The 16,577-nt window shown below is 47.2% G+C and carries 13 protein-coding genes; all 13 read right to left on the reverse strand.

Annotated features, from left to right (window positions below; translation table 11 throughout):
* A complete protein-coding gene (gene tssC / locus GMA8713_RS11565; protein WP_062709607.1) occupies window positions 1–1,473 on the reverse strand; it encodes a type VI secretion system contractile sheath large subunit in 1,473 nt (490 codons plus the stop codon).
* Window positions 1,474–1,502: 29 nt separating this feature from the next.
* Complete coding sequence (tssB, locus tag GMA8713_RS11570) at window positions 1,503–2,015, reverse strand: type VI secretion system contractile sheath small subunit (RefSeq protein WP_002538780.1); 513 nt, start codon at window positions 2,013–2,015, stop codon at window positions 1,503–1,505.
* Between the two features lie 1,409 nt (window positions 2,016–3,424).
* Window positions 3,425–4,198 (reverse strand): phospholipase A, encoded by a 774-nt coding sequence (locus tag GMA8713_RS11575; RefSeq protein WP_062709610.1) that lies wholly within the window; start codon window positions 4,196–4,198, stop codon window positions 3,425–3,427.
* A 219-nt stretch (window positions 4,199–4,417) separates the two neighbouring features.
* Window positions 4,418–5,113, reverse strand: coding sequence for an ATP-binding cassette domain-containing protein (locus GMA8713_RS11580; RefSeq protein ID WP_062709613.1), 696 nt, complete (start codon window positions 5,111–5,113; stop codon window positions 4,418–4,420).
* Complete coding sequence (locus GMA8713_RS11585; RefSeq protein WP_062709623.1) at window positions 5,113–6,834, reverse strand: branched-chain amino acid ABC transporter ATP-binding protein/permease; 1,722 nt, start codon at window positions 6,832–6,834, stop codon at window positions 5,113–5,115. Before GMA8713_RS11585 ends, GMA8713_RS11580 begins: the two co-directional genes overlap by 1 nt.
* Entirely contained in the window at window positions 6,812–7,663 is an 852-nt protein-coding gene (locus GMA8713_RS11590; protein ID WP_062709626.1) for a branched-chain amino acid ABC transporter permease, read from the reverse strand. The genes GMA8713_RS11585 and GMA8713_RS11590 overlap by 23 nt, the downstream gene beginning before the upstream one ends.
* 17 nt (window positions 7,664–7,680) lie before the next feature.
* Complete coding sequence (locus GMA8713_RS11595) at window positions 7,681–8,847, reverse strand: substrate-binding domain-containing protein (protein ID WP_062709628.1); 1,167 nt, start codon at window positions 8,845–8,847, stop codon at window positions 7,681–7,683.
* A gap of 31 nt (window positions 8,848–8,878) precedes the next feature.
* A complete protein-coding gene (gene iaaH / locus GMA8713_RS11600; RefSeq protein ID WP_062709632.1) occupies window positions 8,879–10,285 on the reverse strand; it encodes an indoleacetamide hydrolase in 1,407 nt (468 codons plus the stop codon).
* Between the two features lie 104 nt (window positions 10,286–10,389).
* Window positions 10,390–12,390: a copper amine oxidase gene (locus GMA8713_RS11605; protein WP_062709635.1), complete on the reverse strand. Its 2,001-nt coding sequence runs from the start codon at window positions 12,388–12,390 to the stop codon at window positions 10,390–10,392.
* Between the two features lie 147 nt (window positions 12,391–12,537).
* Entirely contained in the window at window positions 12,538–13,644 is a 1,107-nt protein-coding gene (locus tag GMA8713_RS11610) for a class II histone deacetylase (protein WP_062709637.1), read from the reverse strand.
* A 135-nt stretch (window positions 13,645–13,779) separates the two neighbouring features.
* Window positions 13,780–14,799: a response regulator transcription factor gene (locus GMA8713_RS11615; RefSeq protein WP_062709641.1), complete on the reverse strand. Its 1,020-nt coding sequence runs from the start codon at window positions 14,797–14,799 to the stop codon at window positions 13,780–13,782.
* 126 nt (window positions 14,800–14,925) lie between these two features.
* Window positions 14,926–15,384 carry a MarR family winged helix-turn-helix transcriptional regulator gene (locus tag GMA8713_RS11620; RefSeq protein ID WP_002538764.1) on the reverse strand — a complete coding sequence of 153 codons (459 nt, stop codon included), beginning with the start codon at window positions 15,382–15,384 and terminating at the stop codon, window positions 14,926–14,928.
* Between the two features lie 2 nt (window positions 15,385–15,386).
* Window positions 15,387–16,349 (reverse strand): MBL fold metallo-hydrolase, encoded by a 963-nt coding sequence (locus GMA8713_RS11625; RefSeq protein ID WP_062709643.1) that lies wholly within the window; start codon window positions 16,347–16,349, stop codon window positions 15,387–15,389.
* Window positions 16,350–16,577 lie beyond the last annotated feature (228 nt).

The raw sequence follows: 16,577 nt of genomic DNA on the forward strand, positions 1-16,577 counted from the left end.
TTACTGATCCAGGCGACCTACCAGTGACAGTTCGAAGTTCGCACCCATGTACTTGAAGTGAGGGCGAACAGCCAGAGAAACCTGGTACCAACCCGGATCGCCTTCCACATCCATCACTTCCACTTTCGCTGCACGAAGTGGACGACGGCTGCGAACTTCTGCCGGTGGGTTTTCCTGATCTGCCACATACTGACGAACCCAGGTGTTTAGCTCGCGTTCTAGATCCTGACGCTCTTTCCAAGAGCCGATCTGTTCGCGTTGCAGCACCTTGATGTAGTGCGCTAAACGGTTGATGATCATCATGTATGGCAGCTGAGTACCCAGCTTGTAGTTGGTCTCTGCTTCTTTGCCTTCTTTGGTGTTCGGGAACACTTTAGGCTTCTGGATAGAGTTTGCAGAGAAGAACGCGGCGTTATCACTGCCTTTGCGCATCGTCAGTGAGATGAAGCCTTCCTCGGCTAACTCAAATTCTTTGCGGTCAGTGATAAGCACTTCGGTAGGAATTTTTGCCTGAAGCGCCCCCAGAGATTCAAACAGGTGAACGGGCAGATCTTCCACTGCACCGCCACTTTGCGGACCAATGATATTTGGACACCAACGGTATTTCGCGAAGCTGTCAGTCAGACGTGAAGCCAGTGCGAACGCAGTATTACCCCATAGGTAACTTTCGTGTGAATCCGATACGTTTTCGCGGTAGTTGAAAGACGTAACTGGATTTTCAACCGGATCGTAAGGAACACGCAACAGGAAGCGTGGTGCAGTTAAGCCCAGGTAGCGAGCATCTTCTGATTCACGTAGTGAACGCCACTTGGTATAACGGGGGCTTTCGAACGTTGCGGAGAGATCTTTTAGGTTTGGCAGTTCTTCGAAAGAGTCGATACCGAAGAATTCAGGTGCCACTGAAGAGATGAATGGCGCATGCGCCATTGCACCTACTGAGCCAACATACTGAAGCAATTTCATGTCTGGCGTGCTTGGTGTGAATGCATAGTTGCCGACAAGTGCGCCTACTGGTTCACCACCAAACTGGCCGTAACCTGCTGAGTAGACATGCTTGTAGAGACCAGATTGCGTTGTCTCAGGCGCAAATTCGAAGTCGTCCAGCAGCTCTTGCTTCGTTGCATGTAGCACTTCAATTTTGATGTTTTCACGAAAATCAGTGCGGTCAACCAGCAACTTCAGGCCACGCCATGAAGATTCCATTTGCTGAACAGGCTCGCAGTGGAGGATCTCATCCATTTGAGCGCTGATTTTCTTATCCAGTTCAACCAACATCTGGTCTACCAGCGCTTTGTTAACTGGTTCTTCCTGCTGATCAGAGCCAATAAGGTTTTCAATGAATGCAGCTACACCTTTTTTGGCGACATCATAGCCTTCTTCGCTAGGTGCCATACGGGTTTGAGCCATGATGTCGTCGAGCAGACTGCCAGATTCATAGGCAGAACTCTCAAGCGTTTTCTCTTGTACGGACATTAACAAAATCCTTTTCTCTTCTGCGTTGATTACTGTTCGTCGGCCGGTTGCTCTTCAGCACCTACCAACTCCAGTTCAGCGAGTAATTTCTCGCGGGAATCTTCAGATGCCAGCAGCTCTTGAAGACGGGCTCGGAAAGCAGGGATATTCCCTAACGGGCCTTTGAGGGCAACCAGTGCTTCACGAAGCTCAACAAGCTTCTTCAGCTCTGGGACCTGGTTTGCTACTGAATCTGGAGAGAAATCCGCCAAAGACTTGAATGACAATTCAACAGGAAGATCTTGACCTTCCTCCTCTGTCATTACATTTGGCACTGAAGTAGTCACGGAAAGATTGCTCTCTCGCATGACTGAGGTGAAGTTGTTTTTATCGACAGAAACGGCTTCGCGTTCTTCGATTGAGGTGTCTTCTGGGTGACCTTTGAAGTCGCCCAAAACGACCATTTTCAGCGGGAGTTCAATCTCCGCTTGAGCATCGCCGGTTGCTGGAACGTATTTAATATTAATACGTTCTTTTGGAGCAACACTTCCCTCTTTCGCCATTTTACGCTCTCCTTTCGCTATAGAGACTTTACGGATTAAACATGGTGAAGCATCGATTTTATGCCGCACAAAAGTGCTATTCCATTTCAAGAAAAACACTAACAAGTGGACAAATTCTTCTAAAAATACAAAACAGAAGAAATCAAGAAAAAACACATCAACGCCGAATTTCCATCATCAAGAAACGGCTAAGTTAGACATTACTAATTAGTCTAGATTTACAGCAAAAAGAACTTTGGAGGGAAAAAGAAGAGAACAAGTAAAGCTTGATGAGATGCAAAAATAGATCTGCCATAAATGTATGAAGCAGAATGCATAGCACCCAACTATGATTCACTTGTTAAGCTTGTACCACCTTAGAACCTTGCCAACCAACGCTATGTTTTTATTAGTATTTTTAGAGTTCCATCGAGAGGTTATCTCACCTCCCAATCACAGAACCGTATCAATTTTTCACTAAAGCACCCATATAATTGCTTCTCAATGAGGAGACTATATAAGCGACAAAATTTTATACTTATGATTATTCATTAGTACGAGCATAAACAAGGTATAAATTACTAATTTACAGCCATGAAATAATAAAACTAGACATTGGTCGCGATTTCTCATTTATAAGACAATCAACTCAATAGGGGGCATTAGAAAGGTATTAGATGTGAGGCTAGTGCAAAACACCCACTTCATTAAATCCTGGAAAATGGACACGGGTTTAATTACAAATTCATTTATAGCGTAGGATGTTTATAATTTAAATTGCTATTAGGCAAAGCTACTCGACTGGTCGAGAAGCTAGCCGACATTCCCCCATCTAACACCAATAACAGCATCGTTAAAATCAACATCATATCCAGTTGTGACAAGGGTTTTGCCGTTTGTTTACATATTGGTCTAATCTCCTCAGATAATTCATCGGCTGGTTGGAAATCTGGGTTTGCCATAGGCCGTTAGCGCATTCCCGTGACACGCTAACGGGATACCTTCCACAGTCTCATTAATTGAGGCATATGTTAGAGGACAAGGAAGGGGTCGTCGTGAACTGTTCAGATGTTACCCCTCCCCACAATGTAACCGATTACACCACTCCGTCAGCGACAAAATTAAATCTCATATGATAAAGGCAAATTGCAGACCAAAATTACCATTCAAAGTATTCAATAAGTTAGACACTCCCCCTTACCAGTTAGGGCAACTTATTGCCTGAATCATGGGTAAGTATTTGCCAAGCTGGTCATTTTTTGCCCTCAACTTGATGTCTAATTATGCTAACGACAGCGGATCTCTACTAATGCTTAAGTGTGATAAAAGAACCAGTATTCTGAGTGTACATATTTTACGGCGTAAAATTAAATGACGCCTAACATGTCATACCAGAGTATTGGGTATGTAGTTCAGGGGTTAAAAGCGGCTCAGAAGTTAAAAGCAACACCTAAACCATAAGCAGTATCATCAAAATTGTAGTTAGAGATAGTCAGTCCATGCCCGGTTTCAGTCTTCATATAGCCTCTCAAACCTTGGTAGATTGGAAAGTTCCAGCTAATTCCGTAGTACAGATAATCTAAGTCATCGGCAAACAGGTTACTGATGGTCAACTTGATGTCTTGTGAATCTGCTGGTTGCCACATAACCTCCAGTCGCCCGTAACCTAGAAAATCAGAAATATCGGGATTGTAAGTCACATCTCCGACCCTGAGCCAGGGCTTAAAGCTGACATAGCCCCAATCCCAATAACGTCGAGCATCGATATAGGCGCGGTTCCAGCTCACCTCATTGTCACCGCCTGCACCGTTAGACTCATGCTCTGCACCAATATTAACTTGCCAACTTTCCAAATTAAGCCGATAGAAGAGTTCAGGGTTATAGGTACTATCTCTAAAGTACGCAGAAGTGTCGTATGCCTCCCAGTTTGAGCGCTGTGTATACGCAAGGTAGAGCCCATCTTTTCGTACTTCAAGCAACCGATATTTAACACTGAACTGAAACTGTACAAAGGTGTCTTTCGCTTCTGTGTCATTTGGGTTTAATGGTTCAAACCGCTCTTGATTAACGTGACGTTCCTTATAAAAAGGGAGTAAATAGTTATCTTTATGGGCAGACAACCCTTCGGCCGGAGCAGCAAGTAAGGGAAAAAGCATCATGCCGCAGCCCGTTACAAGGCCTAATGTCAAAGAAAAAGATCTCATCAATACTCCCTGGTGCATATCACACTTAATATGCTTAATTAACTAATTCAGGAGTATAGACACGGTTCAACAGTGATACGTCACCAAATGAAGGTATGAATCAGCAATGACTCAGTCGACACAATCAAGAAAATAATGCAAGCGTCATCTTTAGGGGATACATAGCAAAAAAGCCTGGCACGCAAAGCAATGCCAAGCTCTTAAATTCATTCTCACTATTTAAATCAATAGGTCTTTTACCACATAACCTCTTAAGTCAGGAGAACTTGGATAAAGAGACTTAAGCTCACCATGATCCATCACCCAACAGGCGTGAGCGATTTGCTCTATTAATGAGAGGTTTTGCTCGGCTACGATGAAGCTTCGTCCTTGTTTAGCTTGTTCGAGGATCACCTCCCCCATTCGCTCGATGTTTTCAGGTTGAACACCTTCTGTTGGCTCGTCAAGCAAGGTTATCAGTCCGTTTTCTGCTAAGGCTCTGCAGAAGGAAACTAACTTCCGTTCCCCACCTGACAATTTCCCAGCCTGCACGTCATAACGTTTTTCGATGATCGGAAAAGCCTCAAGAAGGCGGTCTACGAGTGGGCTTTTACCCCATTTTCCTGTCAAAGAAAGGTTATCCCGAACGGTCAATCCCCCAAAAACTGACTGTTCTTGTAATCCATGGCTAATTTGCTTTTGCTGTCGCTCAAAAGCATTCAAGCCCGACACATCGTTCTCGTTCAGAGATATTTGGCCAGTAACAGGGGGCAAAGAACCAGATAACAGCTTCATCAGGGTCGTTTTCCCCACACCATTGCGACCAGCAAGGCACACAACCTCTCCTTTCCCGATTGAAAAGTTCACATCCCTAACGATCGTAATATCGCCATACCCACCAGAAAGACCTTTCACATCCAGAATTTTGTCTGACATTACTTGGTTCCTCCTGCGTAAATGGCTCGTACTTCCTCGTTCTCACGAACAAAATCAAAGCTGCCAAAACACAACATAGAACCTTGATTCATCACAAGCACTTCGTCAGCCAATTTCTCCACCACTTGCATGTCATGCTCAATAATCACACAGGGTTTTCTCTCTCTGGCGATGTAATTTTTGATGATGTCGATGAGCGTTTTTGTCTCGACAGGTGAGAGTCCCGCACAGGGTTCATCCAGCAATAACAAGTCAGGTTCAGCAAGACAGGTCATCGTAAAGTCCAGCATTTGACGTTGCCCTACCGATAGCGATCCGGCCAAGACTTCACCCTGTTCAAGAAATGGCATCGCTTCGTAAAGCGCGTTTAAAGATGCCGAACGTTTTCCGTATTTGGCGACTCGGAATAATGATTTCTTATTCGAACGGCTTGCCCACATCGCCAAATGAATATTCTCTTCAACACTTAACGATGAGAACACACAAGGAATTTGCAATTTCCGACCAATCCCCTGACGCGCAGCATCGTAGGGTTTTCGGGGATGAAAACGCTCCCCATTCCATAGGAGATTTCCAGACGAAAGAGGTAGCGCACCTGTCATGGTGTTGAATGCTGATGTTTTCCCAGCGCCATTGGGGCCTATTAAACACTGAATACCTTGGCCGCCTAAGCGCATCTCCAATGAAGTGAGGATATTCACCGCCCCGATAGACACTGACACATCGTTAACCGTTAGCGACACCCGTCTTTCTAGCGGGCAAGAACCCGTGTCTTCTTCTATCTTGTCATCCTCGATACGCGTTTTGGTTGAAGGTAACCAACCTAGCAAACCCTTTGGTAAAAAGAGCACCACAACGATGAAAATAGACGCGACTATCACTTCCCAGTAAGGGAACGATGCTTTTAACTCACTGGACACCATTCCCATCACCAAAGCACCAGCAATAGGACCAACTAACGTAAAACGTCCTCCCACTGCCGCCCAGATAACAAACTCTGCCGAAAGGAAAAAGCCCAGAGCCTGTGGCGTAACGATGCCCTGATGGACACTGTACAATGCGCCCGCCAACCCAGAAACCGCTGCGCTTATGGCAAAGACAATACTTTTCAGTTGGTCACTTTTGTAACCCAGCAAGTCAACACGCTGTTCATTATCACGGATGGCATTAAGCAAAAGACCGAATGGCGTGTTTTCTAAATACTGAAGGGACAAAAGCACAACTGCCACTGCGCCTGCAATCACCCAATACAGGTTTTCGTAACGATCTGTTCCTGGAATGTCATTAATGCCATTAAGGCCGTTAAACCCGCCTGTGACACCATCAAAAACCAATGCTAATTGCGTTGCCAACATGGCAACCGCCAGTGTGATCAACGAAAAATACGGGCCGGAACTCGAAGTACGTGAGAACACCAGCTTTCCCAACGCGAAAGATAACAGCGCCGGTACCAGAAGTGCCAAAAACAGTCCTTCTACGACACTGAACACCGATGCTTGCTCAACATTCACATAACCATAAAGATACGCGCCCAATCCAAAGAAAGCGGCTTGGCCAAGCGGTAAAAAACCTGCCTGCCCCCAACAAGACGCAACGCTCAGTGCTGCGAGTCCGAAGATTAAATAGAGACCAACCTCATATGCAGTAAAGCTATCGATAAACAGAGGCAGTGCGAAGATAAACGCGAGCGCGTAAAAGTTAACGTTGTGAAATGATGCCATTGGGTTTCCACCATAAAAAGAAAATCGACAGCAGAAGCACACCTGTATAGCCGACGACCTTGTCGAACAGGTTAGAGAGGGACTGATCTAAGCCGCCAATCATGCTGCTTCCCAGAATCAAGCCTTCAACGCTGCCGAGGCCGCCAATCACAAGGGCGAAGAATGAGGAGAGCAAGTAATCCAGCCCCATGTAGGGGTCGACCCTCACCAGAGGTGCAATCAATGCACCGGCGAGTCCTGCCGTACTGACACCGAAAACAAACGTGTAAAAGGCAACGCGTTCAGTGTTTATTCCCACCGCCTGCGCCAGTGCAGGGTTGTCTACCATCGCACGAATTTTGAGGCTGGCAGGGCTTTTTCTGAACCACAGGTAGATGCCTGTCATCAAGGCGGCAATCAACACCACCAAGAGCAATCGATAAACGGGGTAATCAACACCAACAACATCGACGGTGCCTGGCAAGTATTGAGAAACGTTTTGGTACTCCCTACCAAAAAGAGCCTCAATCCCTTTTCGGATGAGCATGGCTACACCCCAGGTTGCCAACAAGGTGTCAAACGGCCGCTGATAAAGGTGCCTGATGAGGCCCTTTTCCATGAGTGCACCGACTAAAGCACTCACAATGACAGCCAAAAAAAGGCCCGCAGGCCAAGGCAGTGACCATTGACTTGCGAGCAGCGCGCTATAAGCGCCAAGCATGACAAACTCACCATGCGCCATGTTCATCACACCTAGTAGTCCGAACACAGCGGCAAGGCCTGTTGCAACTAACGCCAACACTGAGAGGCTGTAGATGACGTTCAAAATATACAAGGTCAACACATCCATGTGCGTCACTCTCTCCTTTAACTGCAGGTACTGCCGCTAGGCACGTTTTCAAAGGTTTCAACAACGCGGAATCTGCCGTCTACGGCTTCCGCAAGATAGATATCTTTATCAACATGTCCCTTCGTCAACGTCATGTTCCCGCGAGGTGAAGAAAATGACGCACCCTCAGAAGCGCTGGCAATTTTTTCAGCCGCTACGCCTTTTGCTTCGTTTGCCAAGGCTTTGAAGAGATAGACACCGTCATAGCAGGACTCACCTAATGCATTAAGTGCTGGTGCATCACTGCCAAACTTTTCGTAGTAGCGCTCAGCAAATGCGGCGGCTTTTGGCGAGTTAATGTTCTGAAAATAACCTGATGAAGAGTAAAGTCTTGCAGCATTTTCTGCCCCAATACCTGCTAGGGTATTTTCTTCTATCAAGGTGCCCAATCGCAGGGCTTGCTTGTCCAAACCGAAGTTTGCAAATGCGCGGTTAAAGCTCACTGATGCACCACCAACCAAAGTGATCAGTACTGCATCAGCGCCACTGGCTTTGATTTTTGCCAAGCTGGAGTCGAAGTTATCGGCTGAAAATGGCAGGTATTCCTCACCGACTACCTCACCACCTGCTGCTTTAATGTAATCTTTCGCCGCAACATTCGAGTCACGTGGCCAGTTGTAATCATTACCAATCAAATACCATTTACTGACCTTGTTGTTTTTTGCTAACCAAGGAATGACCGGCGCCAATTGCTGCGCCGGGGTCTCACCGAGTACATAAGTTCCCTCTGCACATTCACCACCTTCATAGATTGGCGTATAGATGTAAGGCACCTCGCCTTTGAACAAGTTGGTGAGTGCACCTCGCACAGCACTGTCATGCATGCCAATAAACGCATCCACTTTTTCGCCTTTGTACAGGCGCACCGCATTTTTCAGCGCATCGGAAGGAGAACCGCCAGCATCGGCATAGAACACTTCAACCTGCTTGCCTAAAATGCCACCCGACTTATTGATTTCTTCGACCGCCATTTCTGTGCAGTTTTTACAGGAGGGGCCAAACAGACCCGCGGGGCCTGATTGGGGAATCATCACACCGAGTTTAACTGTCTCCGCAGCGAGAGCCCGGGTTGAGACAAAAGTCGGTGCAATCGCTGCCAGCAGCGCAGCACTCATCGACGAAGTTAAAAATTCGCGTCTTTTCATTGTTGTGTTCCTTACATCTATGAAGAGTGGATCAGGGGCGTTGCGTAAAGTTGAAGACTGACTCCAGCGCTTCCGCGATCGATAGCAACCGCTCATCGCTGTTGAAAGGCCCATCAATTTCGATACCAACAGGCAAACCGTCATAGGTTAGGCCAATGGGCAGGCTTATGCCTGGAATGCCTGCATTGCTGCCCGGATCGGTGTTGTGAATGAAGGTTGGAAAGGTAGGTAGGCGTTCGCCATTAAGCTCAACGGTTTCATCATCACCAATAGGCGCAGCAGGCAGCACAGTGGTTGGGAAGATGACAGCATCCACGCCTTGCTTCGAGAAATAGTCTGCGTAGGTTTGTTGGAGTTTAGGACGAACCACATCAACAGCTTCTCGATACACGGATTCTGGCATTGCGCCATCAGACATCAGCGAAGCCATCAATCCACTCACGTCAGGGCTTAAAGCATGATCAGCGACGTCTTTAATACTGATATGTGATGCGTGAGCGGCAAGATAGGCAGGTAAGTCCTGCATAAATTCATAAAGCGCAATAGGGAAACTGCAGGCTTCATCAAGTTCACCAACATTGGGAATATCCGCCTCAACCAAAGTCACGCCCGCATCAGAAAGTTTCTTTAAGGCATCTTCAGATAATCTGCCGACTTCAGGGTCTAGATTGTCAAAGAAATAGGCTCGGGGAACACCCAGCTTGATAGAAGAAAAACTCGCTACTTCATCAATGGCGGAATCGTTTTTACCCGCCATGATGGCATCCAACATTCGGCAATCCTTGACAGTATTCGCCATTGGACCCGCCGTATCCCGGGTATGGCTGACAGGTACCAGCCCTTTTGATGGATAGCGCATCATTGAAGGTCTAAAGCCAACGATCCCACAGAGTGCAGAAGGTAACCTTACGGAGCCTCCTGTGTCCGTTCCAATGCCTGCTGGCATAATGCCAGCTGCAATCGCCACAGCGACACCACCGCTGGAGCCGCCAGGGATCCGCTCGGTATTCCACGGGTTTTTTGACGCGCCGCTATATCCATTGTTAGTCGTAATACCAAAGGCCAGCTCGTGCATGTTTCCCATGCCACCCACTAAGGCACCACTGTTCAACAGCCGCTCAGCCACGACGGAAGCACTGCTGATATTTCCCGCTAATGCTTTAGTCGCAGCAGACGCAGCAAGAACACCAGTCTGAATGTTATCCTTGAAGCAAAGAGGGATGCCATTGAGCCCTTCACCTGCTTTTCCACTCTGGTCAACTTCTCTCGCTGCCTTTCGAAGCATCTCCCAGTCAACCGTAATAAAAGCGTTAAGGTGTTTCAGACTTTCCGCGCGCTCGATAACCGCGTCGATGTAGGATTCGCAGGTTAACTCACCCGATTTAAATGCTGCCTGCAGCTTTTCTAACGTAAACGGTACATCTCTCTTATCCGTCATCTCTTGCTCCTGAGAATTATGCTTCCTTTCCCTCTCAGCATGAGACGAGCACGAAAAAACCGCCATCCTCAACAATGAGGATGGCGGCAAAGACGTGAACTCAATTACTTCTCAGAAGGGGTTTCTGCATTGCGGATTGTCAGCGCTGGATTATGGGCAAAGAAGTTGTGTGGCATGATGTGTACCGTTTTCCACTCCGTGGACATCACAGGCCAATCCTCCATTCTTGGGATGTGATGAAAGCCAGCCGTAAACCAAGTAACGATATCTGCATTCATCAGGGAGCGGTCTTCTTTCACCCACTCTGCCAACGTGTCCGAGCCATCACTTTGCACAGCATATTTGCCTCCGGCGTAGCGCTGGTCCGGATCATAAACCGTGTTCCAAACGGCATATTGGATGTAGGCATTTCGCCTCATCGGCGGATCATTTTCAAAATCGAATGGCCCATAAGCCACCGAACCATGGTGTAGCATGTAGCCTGGTTTATGCCCCAGATACCCGTCGCGTTTTGCATTACTGATATGCAAGTATCTTGGCTTAGCTGTTGAGGTTTTGTATCTCGCATCCAGCTCAGAGTCGAGCATGGTGTGTTTCACTTCCCACATTGAGCGTCGCGGAACAGCAGGATCAACAGAGGCAGGAACAATATCCATAGTTGCCGCATGGTTCACTGGTTGATCGATATCGAAGTCAATCCGGAAATTGAAGTAATGATCATGATTCGCCGCGACTAAATTTGGGGCAATCAGGGTACCGTAGCGGGTATCTTCCTTGTAGGTTTCGCTGTTAGTGTTCACCGAAGCTACCCCTTTCACCGCATCAAGACCGGATGCACCGACTTTGACATACAGTTGGCCATCTTGCTTCAGACGGTAATCAATCAGGTAGTCGTAGTTACCCACTTCAGATGCAGTGCGAATCACCAATTCCGTTTCAGGACGCCCTTCGGCAGGGACAAACTTATCTGGACCTTGCTCAAAGACTTCGTAATGACGCCATGCAGGATCGCCAATATTGCGCTCAAAAATACAAATCGCGTTAGGAATTTCGAGTGGATTACCTTGGTCATCCGCAATCATTGCGGGTAAGAAAGTCGCATAAACCGGGCAATCAATGCCAGCCTCAAGTGGTGTCATAAACAGCCCAAACCCGTACTCACCGCTGTCCATATAGGTACGCCAGTACCAGCCTTCTGTCGGGTCCATATAGGGTACAAACACTTCTGACAAATGCGCTTGATAGATAATGGGCCGCCACATGCCTTGGTCGTTCACGTCGATATTCGACACCACGAGACCCGCGCGTTTCTCGGTACGGAAATTCAAACGCCAGATGTCCCATTCAAGATGACTGCCATCGAGAGTGTAGTTCGGTTTACCCGTCTGAGTCACAACCGCCGGATTCGTTTTGGGTCTCAGTGGAACCCTTTTCGCCACTTCTTCCTCGGTGTAACCCCAGTCGTCAGCGGGAAGCGGCACTGCGCCAGTATCAATGATTTCTACGACTTCTTTTTTGCCAATGTCATAGGTGGCAAATAAGCCCTCAATAGGCTTCGCGTAATAATTTGACCCTGTAGGGAGGACATAACATGGCACCTTCATCAGGCGCGAATTTTCAAAGGCTTCTGTGAAGAAATTACCTGCGGTTAGAGGAAGACAAAAGACATCGTCAGGTTTCAAGCCACGTTTGGCTAACCCTTTTTCCATGTCTGGATGGGAAGTCGCGCCGGTCAATGCACCAATAAACTCTTCAAACAGGATCATGGGTTGACCGCTGCCCTTGATAAGTTGATTAGACTCTACTTTCTTCTGAGTGATGTTCACCACCGCTTCATAAAAACCCTCAGGTCCCGTCATCACCACTGTGGCACGTCTATCCAACGGTTGGCCTTTTTTCCACGCCAGAACTTTCTCTTTTGGCGGCTCTTTTAAATCAATGAGAGGAAACAGCGTACTCTCGTCGGCCAGATTGGAACCACGTAAAATGCTTTGTATTGATTTATATTCTTTGGCCGTCAGACCATCCAGCGGGTGGGCACTCAATGGCGTCGATAGCAACGCCACTAAAGCAAGAGGTAGAAAAACAATCCTTTTTAGCGCCATCTCTTATCTCCTTCCTTTCATTTTTTCACTTTCAGCTTGCCTTTACCTTATAGGCTGAAGGGTTTCTATTCTTGGTAATTGGCGTCAGACCCATTGGAGGTCAACGACAGGAGGACAGCGGATTGCAGACAATCCGCTGTCGGGAAGTTACTTTTTCAGTAATGGAGCGGACTCGGCGACCAAAGCAATTAATGCTGCTTGATGGGGTTGGCATTCCTGACCACCCATTCCTCCAACAATCGGTAAGAAGGGGTCTTCAAGCTCTGTTTTCAAGCCACTTAACGCCTCCATGACTGCCAGACCACAGTAAGGCACATAGGCTGTGGAGTAACCGCCTTCATGGATACATATCAAGTGACCGTGACAAAGTTTCTCCGCGGCATCCACCAAAGACTCGGTCATGTATCTGTAGGTTTCGCTCGTCGCCATATTGCGGCCAAGCGGGTCAATCGCACTGCCATCAAAACCGGATGACACAATGATCAAGTCAGGTTGATAAGCTTCCAGTGCAGGAAGTACAACATCTTCAAAGGCCTTGCGATAAGCCCCATCACCAGAGCCCGGAGGTAAAGGAACGTTGATGTTGTAGCCTTCACCCTCACCCTCACCGCGTTCTTCCAATGCACCGGACATGGGTGGGTAAAAGTTATCCTGATGTATGGAGATCGTGAGTACACCAGAGTTTTGATAGAAAGCACCTTGCTGGCTATTTCCATGGTGAACATCCCAGTCAACGATTGCTATACGCTCCATACCATGGACATCCAAGGCGTAATTCGCCGTGATAACGCCATTGCCAAAAATACAAAACCCGCGTCCCATTTCAGATTCAGCATGATGACCGGGCGGACGCACTAAGCAATACGCATTGTCGACCTGACCTTCCATCATCCTGTCCACCGCCTCTAAACAACCTCCCAAGCTCATCAGGGCTATTTCATAACTACCTGGACCAAAGGGAGTAAGCTCGCCAGCATCACCGCCATTGGCATCACTCATTTCGCGAATGCTATCGATGTAGGCTTGAGTGTGAAAACTTAGCAAGTCGTTATTACTAGCTAGTCGCGGGGGAATAGTGGTTAGAGAATCAGCAAGGCCTGCCACATTCAGAAGATTAAGCAAGCGTCGCTTCGTTTCCGCATTCTCCGCATGCTTATCGGGTTGAATAGTGAGTCCAGGTGGCAGAAAAGCAGCGGCTTCTCCGGTGTTATGCCAGAAGTAGAGTTCGTGTGTCACCAATCCAGTCTTTCTCATCTTGCTCCTCCTTGGATAACCTGATCAGTCATTTGAATCAGGTGATTAACCAACAAGCTAGGAGCTAGAAGCAGAACCTTGAATGATGCAAATGCATTGTTTTACATTTTTTCAGAGGATTTCCTTGATGGTGTATCAAATAAGGGAACGGTATTTTTCCACCAACTCAACTTTGTTTCGGATGCCAAGTTTCAGGTATATGGACTGCAGGTGATTGCGCACCGTCGTGGGTGCCCGGTTAATCTCCTGGGCAATTTCCATATAGGTTTTCCCTTTTGCAAACAGCTCGGCAACCTGTGCTTCCCTTTCGGTCAATTCAGATAGCAAAGATGAAGGGTAAGCCCGCAAAAACCAGTAACTGTCTATCGATTCAAATGTCAGGGTGAAATGTCTTCCTTTCCATGACGAGATATTCCCAAGCACACTTTCTTGAATCTCTTCCGGTAAAACGCATCCATCCCAGTCTGGGTAGTCTCGTTTGAGCAGTTCAATAAAGCCAATCGACGGTGTATTCAGCATAAACCCACTGTCAAACATCGCTGCTTCCAACACGCTGTTTGCCTGCGCACTTTGGTTGGTCAACACCGAGAATTCAAGGCAGTGATTGAGGCTAAGTACAATGTGGGGCATGACAAGGCGAAGGCAATTTCCGTCTTGTGGTTCAAACGCTGCAACTTCCCTATTTCGATACAGCGAGAGAAAATCCACCAGCAAACTCTCTCCCATGTTCCCTTTCGCATCCAGCAAGAGTTCAGGATCGACTTTCATGAACGAGAGCACTTGGTGAATGTCGTGCTGCCAAAGAAAATCACACAATGCCCCGCTCATTGTTTCGAGCTGAACCTCTGACATAAAAGGCTTGGTGGCATCGTTGTAGAGACTTTCTGCAATGGTGTCGCAGTCAGCAATTTTCTGCCATTGCTCAAAGTAATCTTCTGGTAATTGAAACAGTGAATTGCCGTGTACTTCAGGCGTATCAGAGAGATCGGGAAAAAGAGCGCGTCCCCACCATGCGCTGTCAAAATGAATAAGCTGACGAAGCTGCGTAATGGTCCATTGCTTGAAATCACCAGGCTGCATATGGCTGGATGCCTGATAAAGCAGTGCGACAAACTGCAATATATCTTCGGTCGTTGAAACGCTTTTACCCTTCATCAGCCGTTACTCCATGGCCATTCGATTCGCTTTAAAAGCTTATATCCAAACCAACGGATTATGTAGGAAGCGGCAGAAGGTGGAGAGTTAACAAGTCAGGATAAGCAGGACTAGAGTCTGCTGACCCTAGCCTTTCATTTGCTCCAATCGGGCATCCAACTTTTCCATCACACGAAGGAAGTCGCGGTACTCAACGGTATCAAGTACATCAATAAGCTCAGCTTCCCAATCCAGCGCTTTGGGAGCGATTTTCGCATAGAGATCACGGCCTGACTCACTGAGCGAAAGGAATGACGCACGGTTGTCTGTGCTGTCTTTTACCTTCAGCAAAAGGCCTTTTTCTTCAAGCAGTTTGACCGCGCGGGAGACCCGGGATTTATCCATAAAAGTGAGATCACCGATGTCTTTGGCGTTCAGTTTTTCGTGCTCAGCCAACCGAGCAAGAATCCGCCATTCGGGAATAGAAACATCAAACTCTTCCCGATAGATTTTCGAGCAGGCGTTACTGATACCATCAGCCAAATTCACCATCCGATAAGGAAGAAATTGGTTGAGCATTAATGTGCGATGTTTTTTCTGTGTCATTCCTAATCCTGTAAAGCGTCCCAGACTTCCCTATCTTTCTCTGCGGTCCAGATCTCGGGCCAGTCCTTACCTTCAAATTCGTCCCATAATCGTTTTACATCAAACGGTAAGCAATGCTCAAATATCGGCCATGCGCCAAACTTAGGAGCGAGCAATGTGTGGGTTTCCTCGAATGCTTCTTTCAGGGTTCCACCGCGCTTATGCACTGCTCCGACGGTGTCCAACATACCCGTTAAGAAGCCGCGGGTTTGCTCAATCGCAGCATTGACAGCATCGTTACCCCGTGCCACCGCGCCACGCCCTCCGACTAATATATCAGCTTGATATGACTTCACTTTATCCAGAGTTTGAGATGACCAGTCAAAGTGGAAGGCATCCCCAGTGTAAAGTGCTGCCTGGGCCTCAACCAAGTCCCCTGCAAACAGTATTTTTTGCTTAGGCAACCAAGCAACAATGTCTCCTGCAGTATGCCCTCGGCCACAATGTTCAAGTATCAAGCTTCCGCGATCACCACCGAGCGGGATTTCAATGCGGCTGTCAAATACAACGTCCGGGTGCGTTAAACCCGGAATGCCCTCAGGTTCTCTGAACAAGCGCGGCATACGCCCGAATTCACTTTCCCAATCCTGCTGGCCACGTTCTTCAATAAGCATTTTCGTGCTTTCGTGCGCAATGATGGTTTCCGCGTTAAAAGCTGATGCACCTAATACCCTCACCGCATGGTAATGAGACAAGACCAAGTATTTCACGGGCTTGTCCGTATGCTCTCTCAGCATCGTCAGCCAGTCCTGAGCAGCTTTGGGTGTGGCTCTTGCTTCAAAGGCGATAATGAAATCTTCTGCTTCTATCGCGCCTACATTGGGATCACCCTCTGCCGTTAACGCGTAAACGCCTTCGGCTAATACCTCAAGTGTTTCCTGTTTTTCACCTAAATCGGCGGATGATGCGAATGGTTTCGTTGCCATGTTGGTTCCTTTAGCATGATTGACTTCCTAAAACCAAGATAGCAAATACTCTCATGCGAGATTTATAAATATCCATCATCATATCAAACATAAGACACTAAGGTTCTCACATATCAATGTGAGAGATAAAAACACAATATTTAATCTTTAATTTACAATGCATTAATAGTTTAAAACAAAGCAGGCTTATTAATAAAGAGCTAGATCCTCCCAAAATTGAAACAACAT

It is taken from the genome of Grimontia marina, assembly GCF_900060185.1.
GTDB classification, from domain to species: Bacteria; Pseudomonadota; Gammaproteobacteria; order Enterobacterales; family Vibrionaceae; genus Enterovibrio; species Enterovibrio marinus.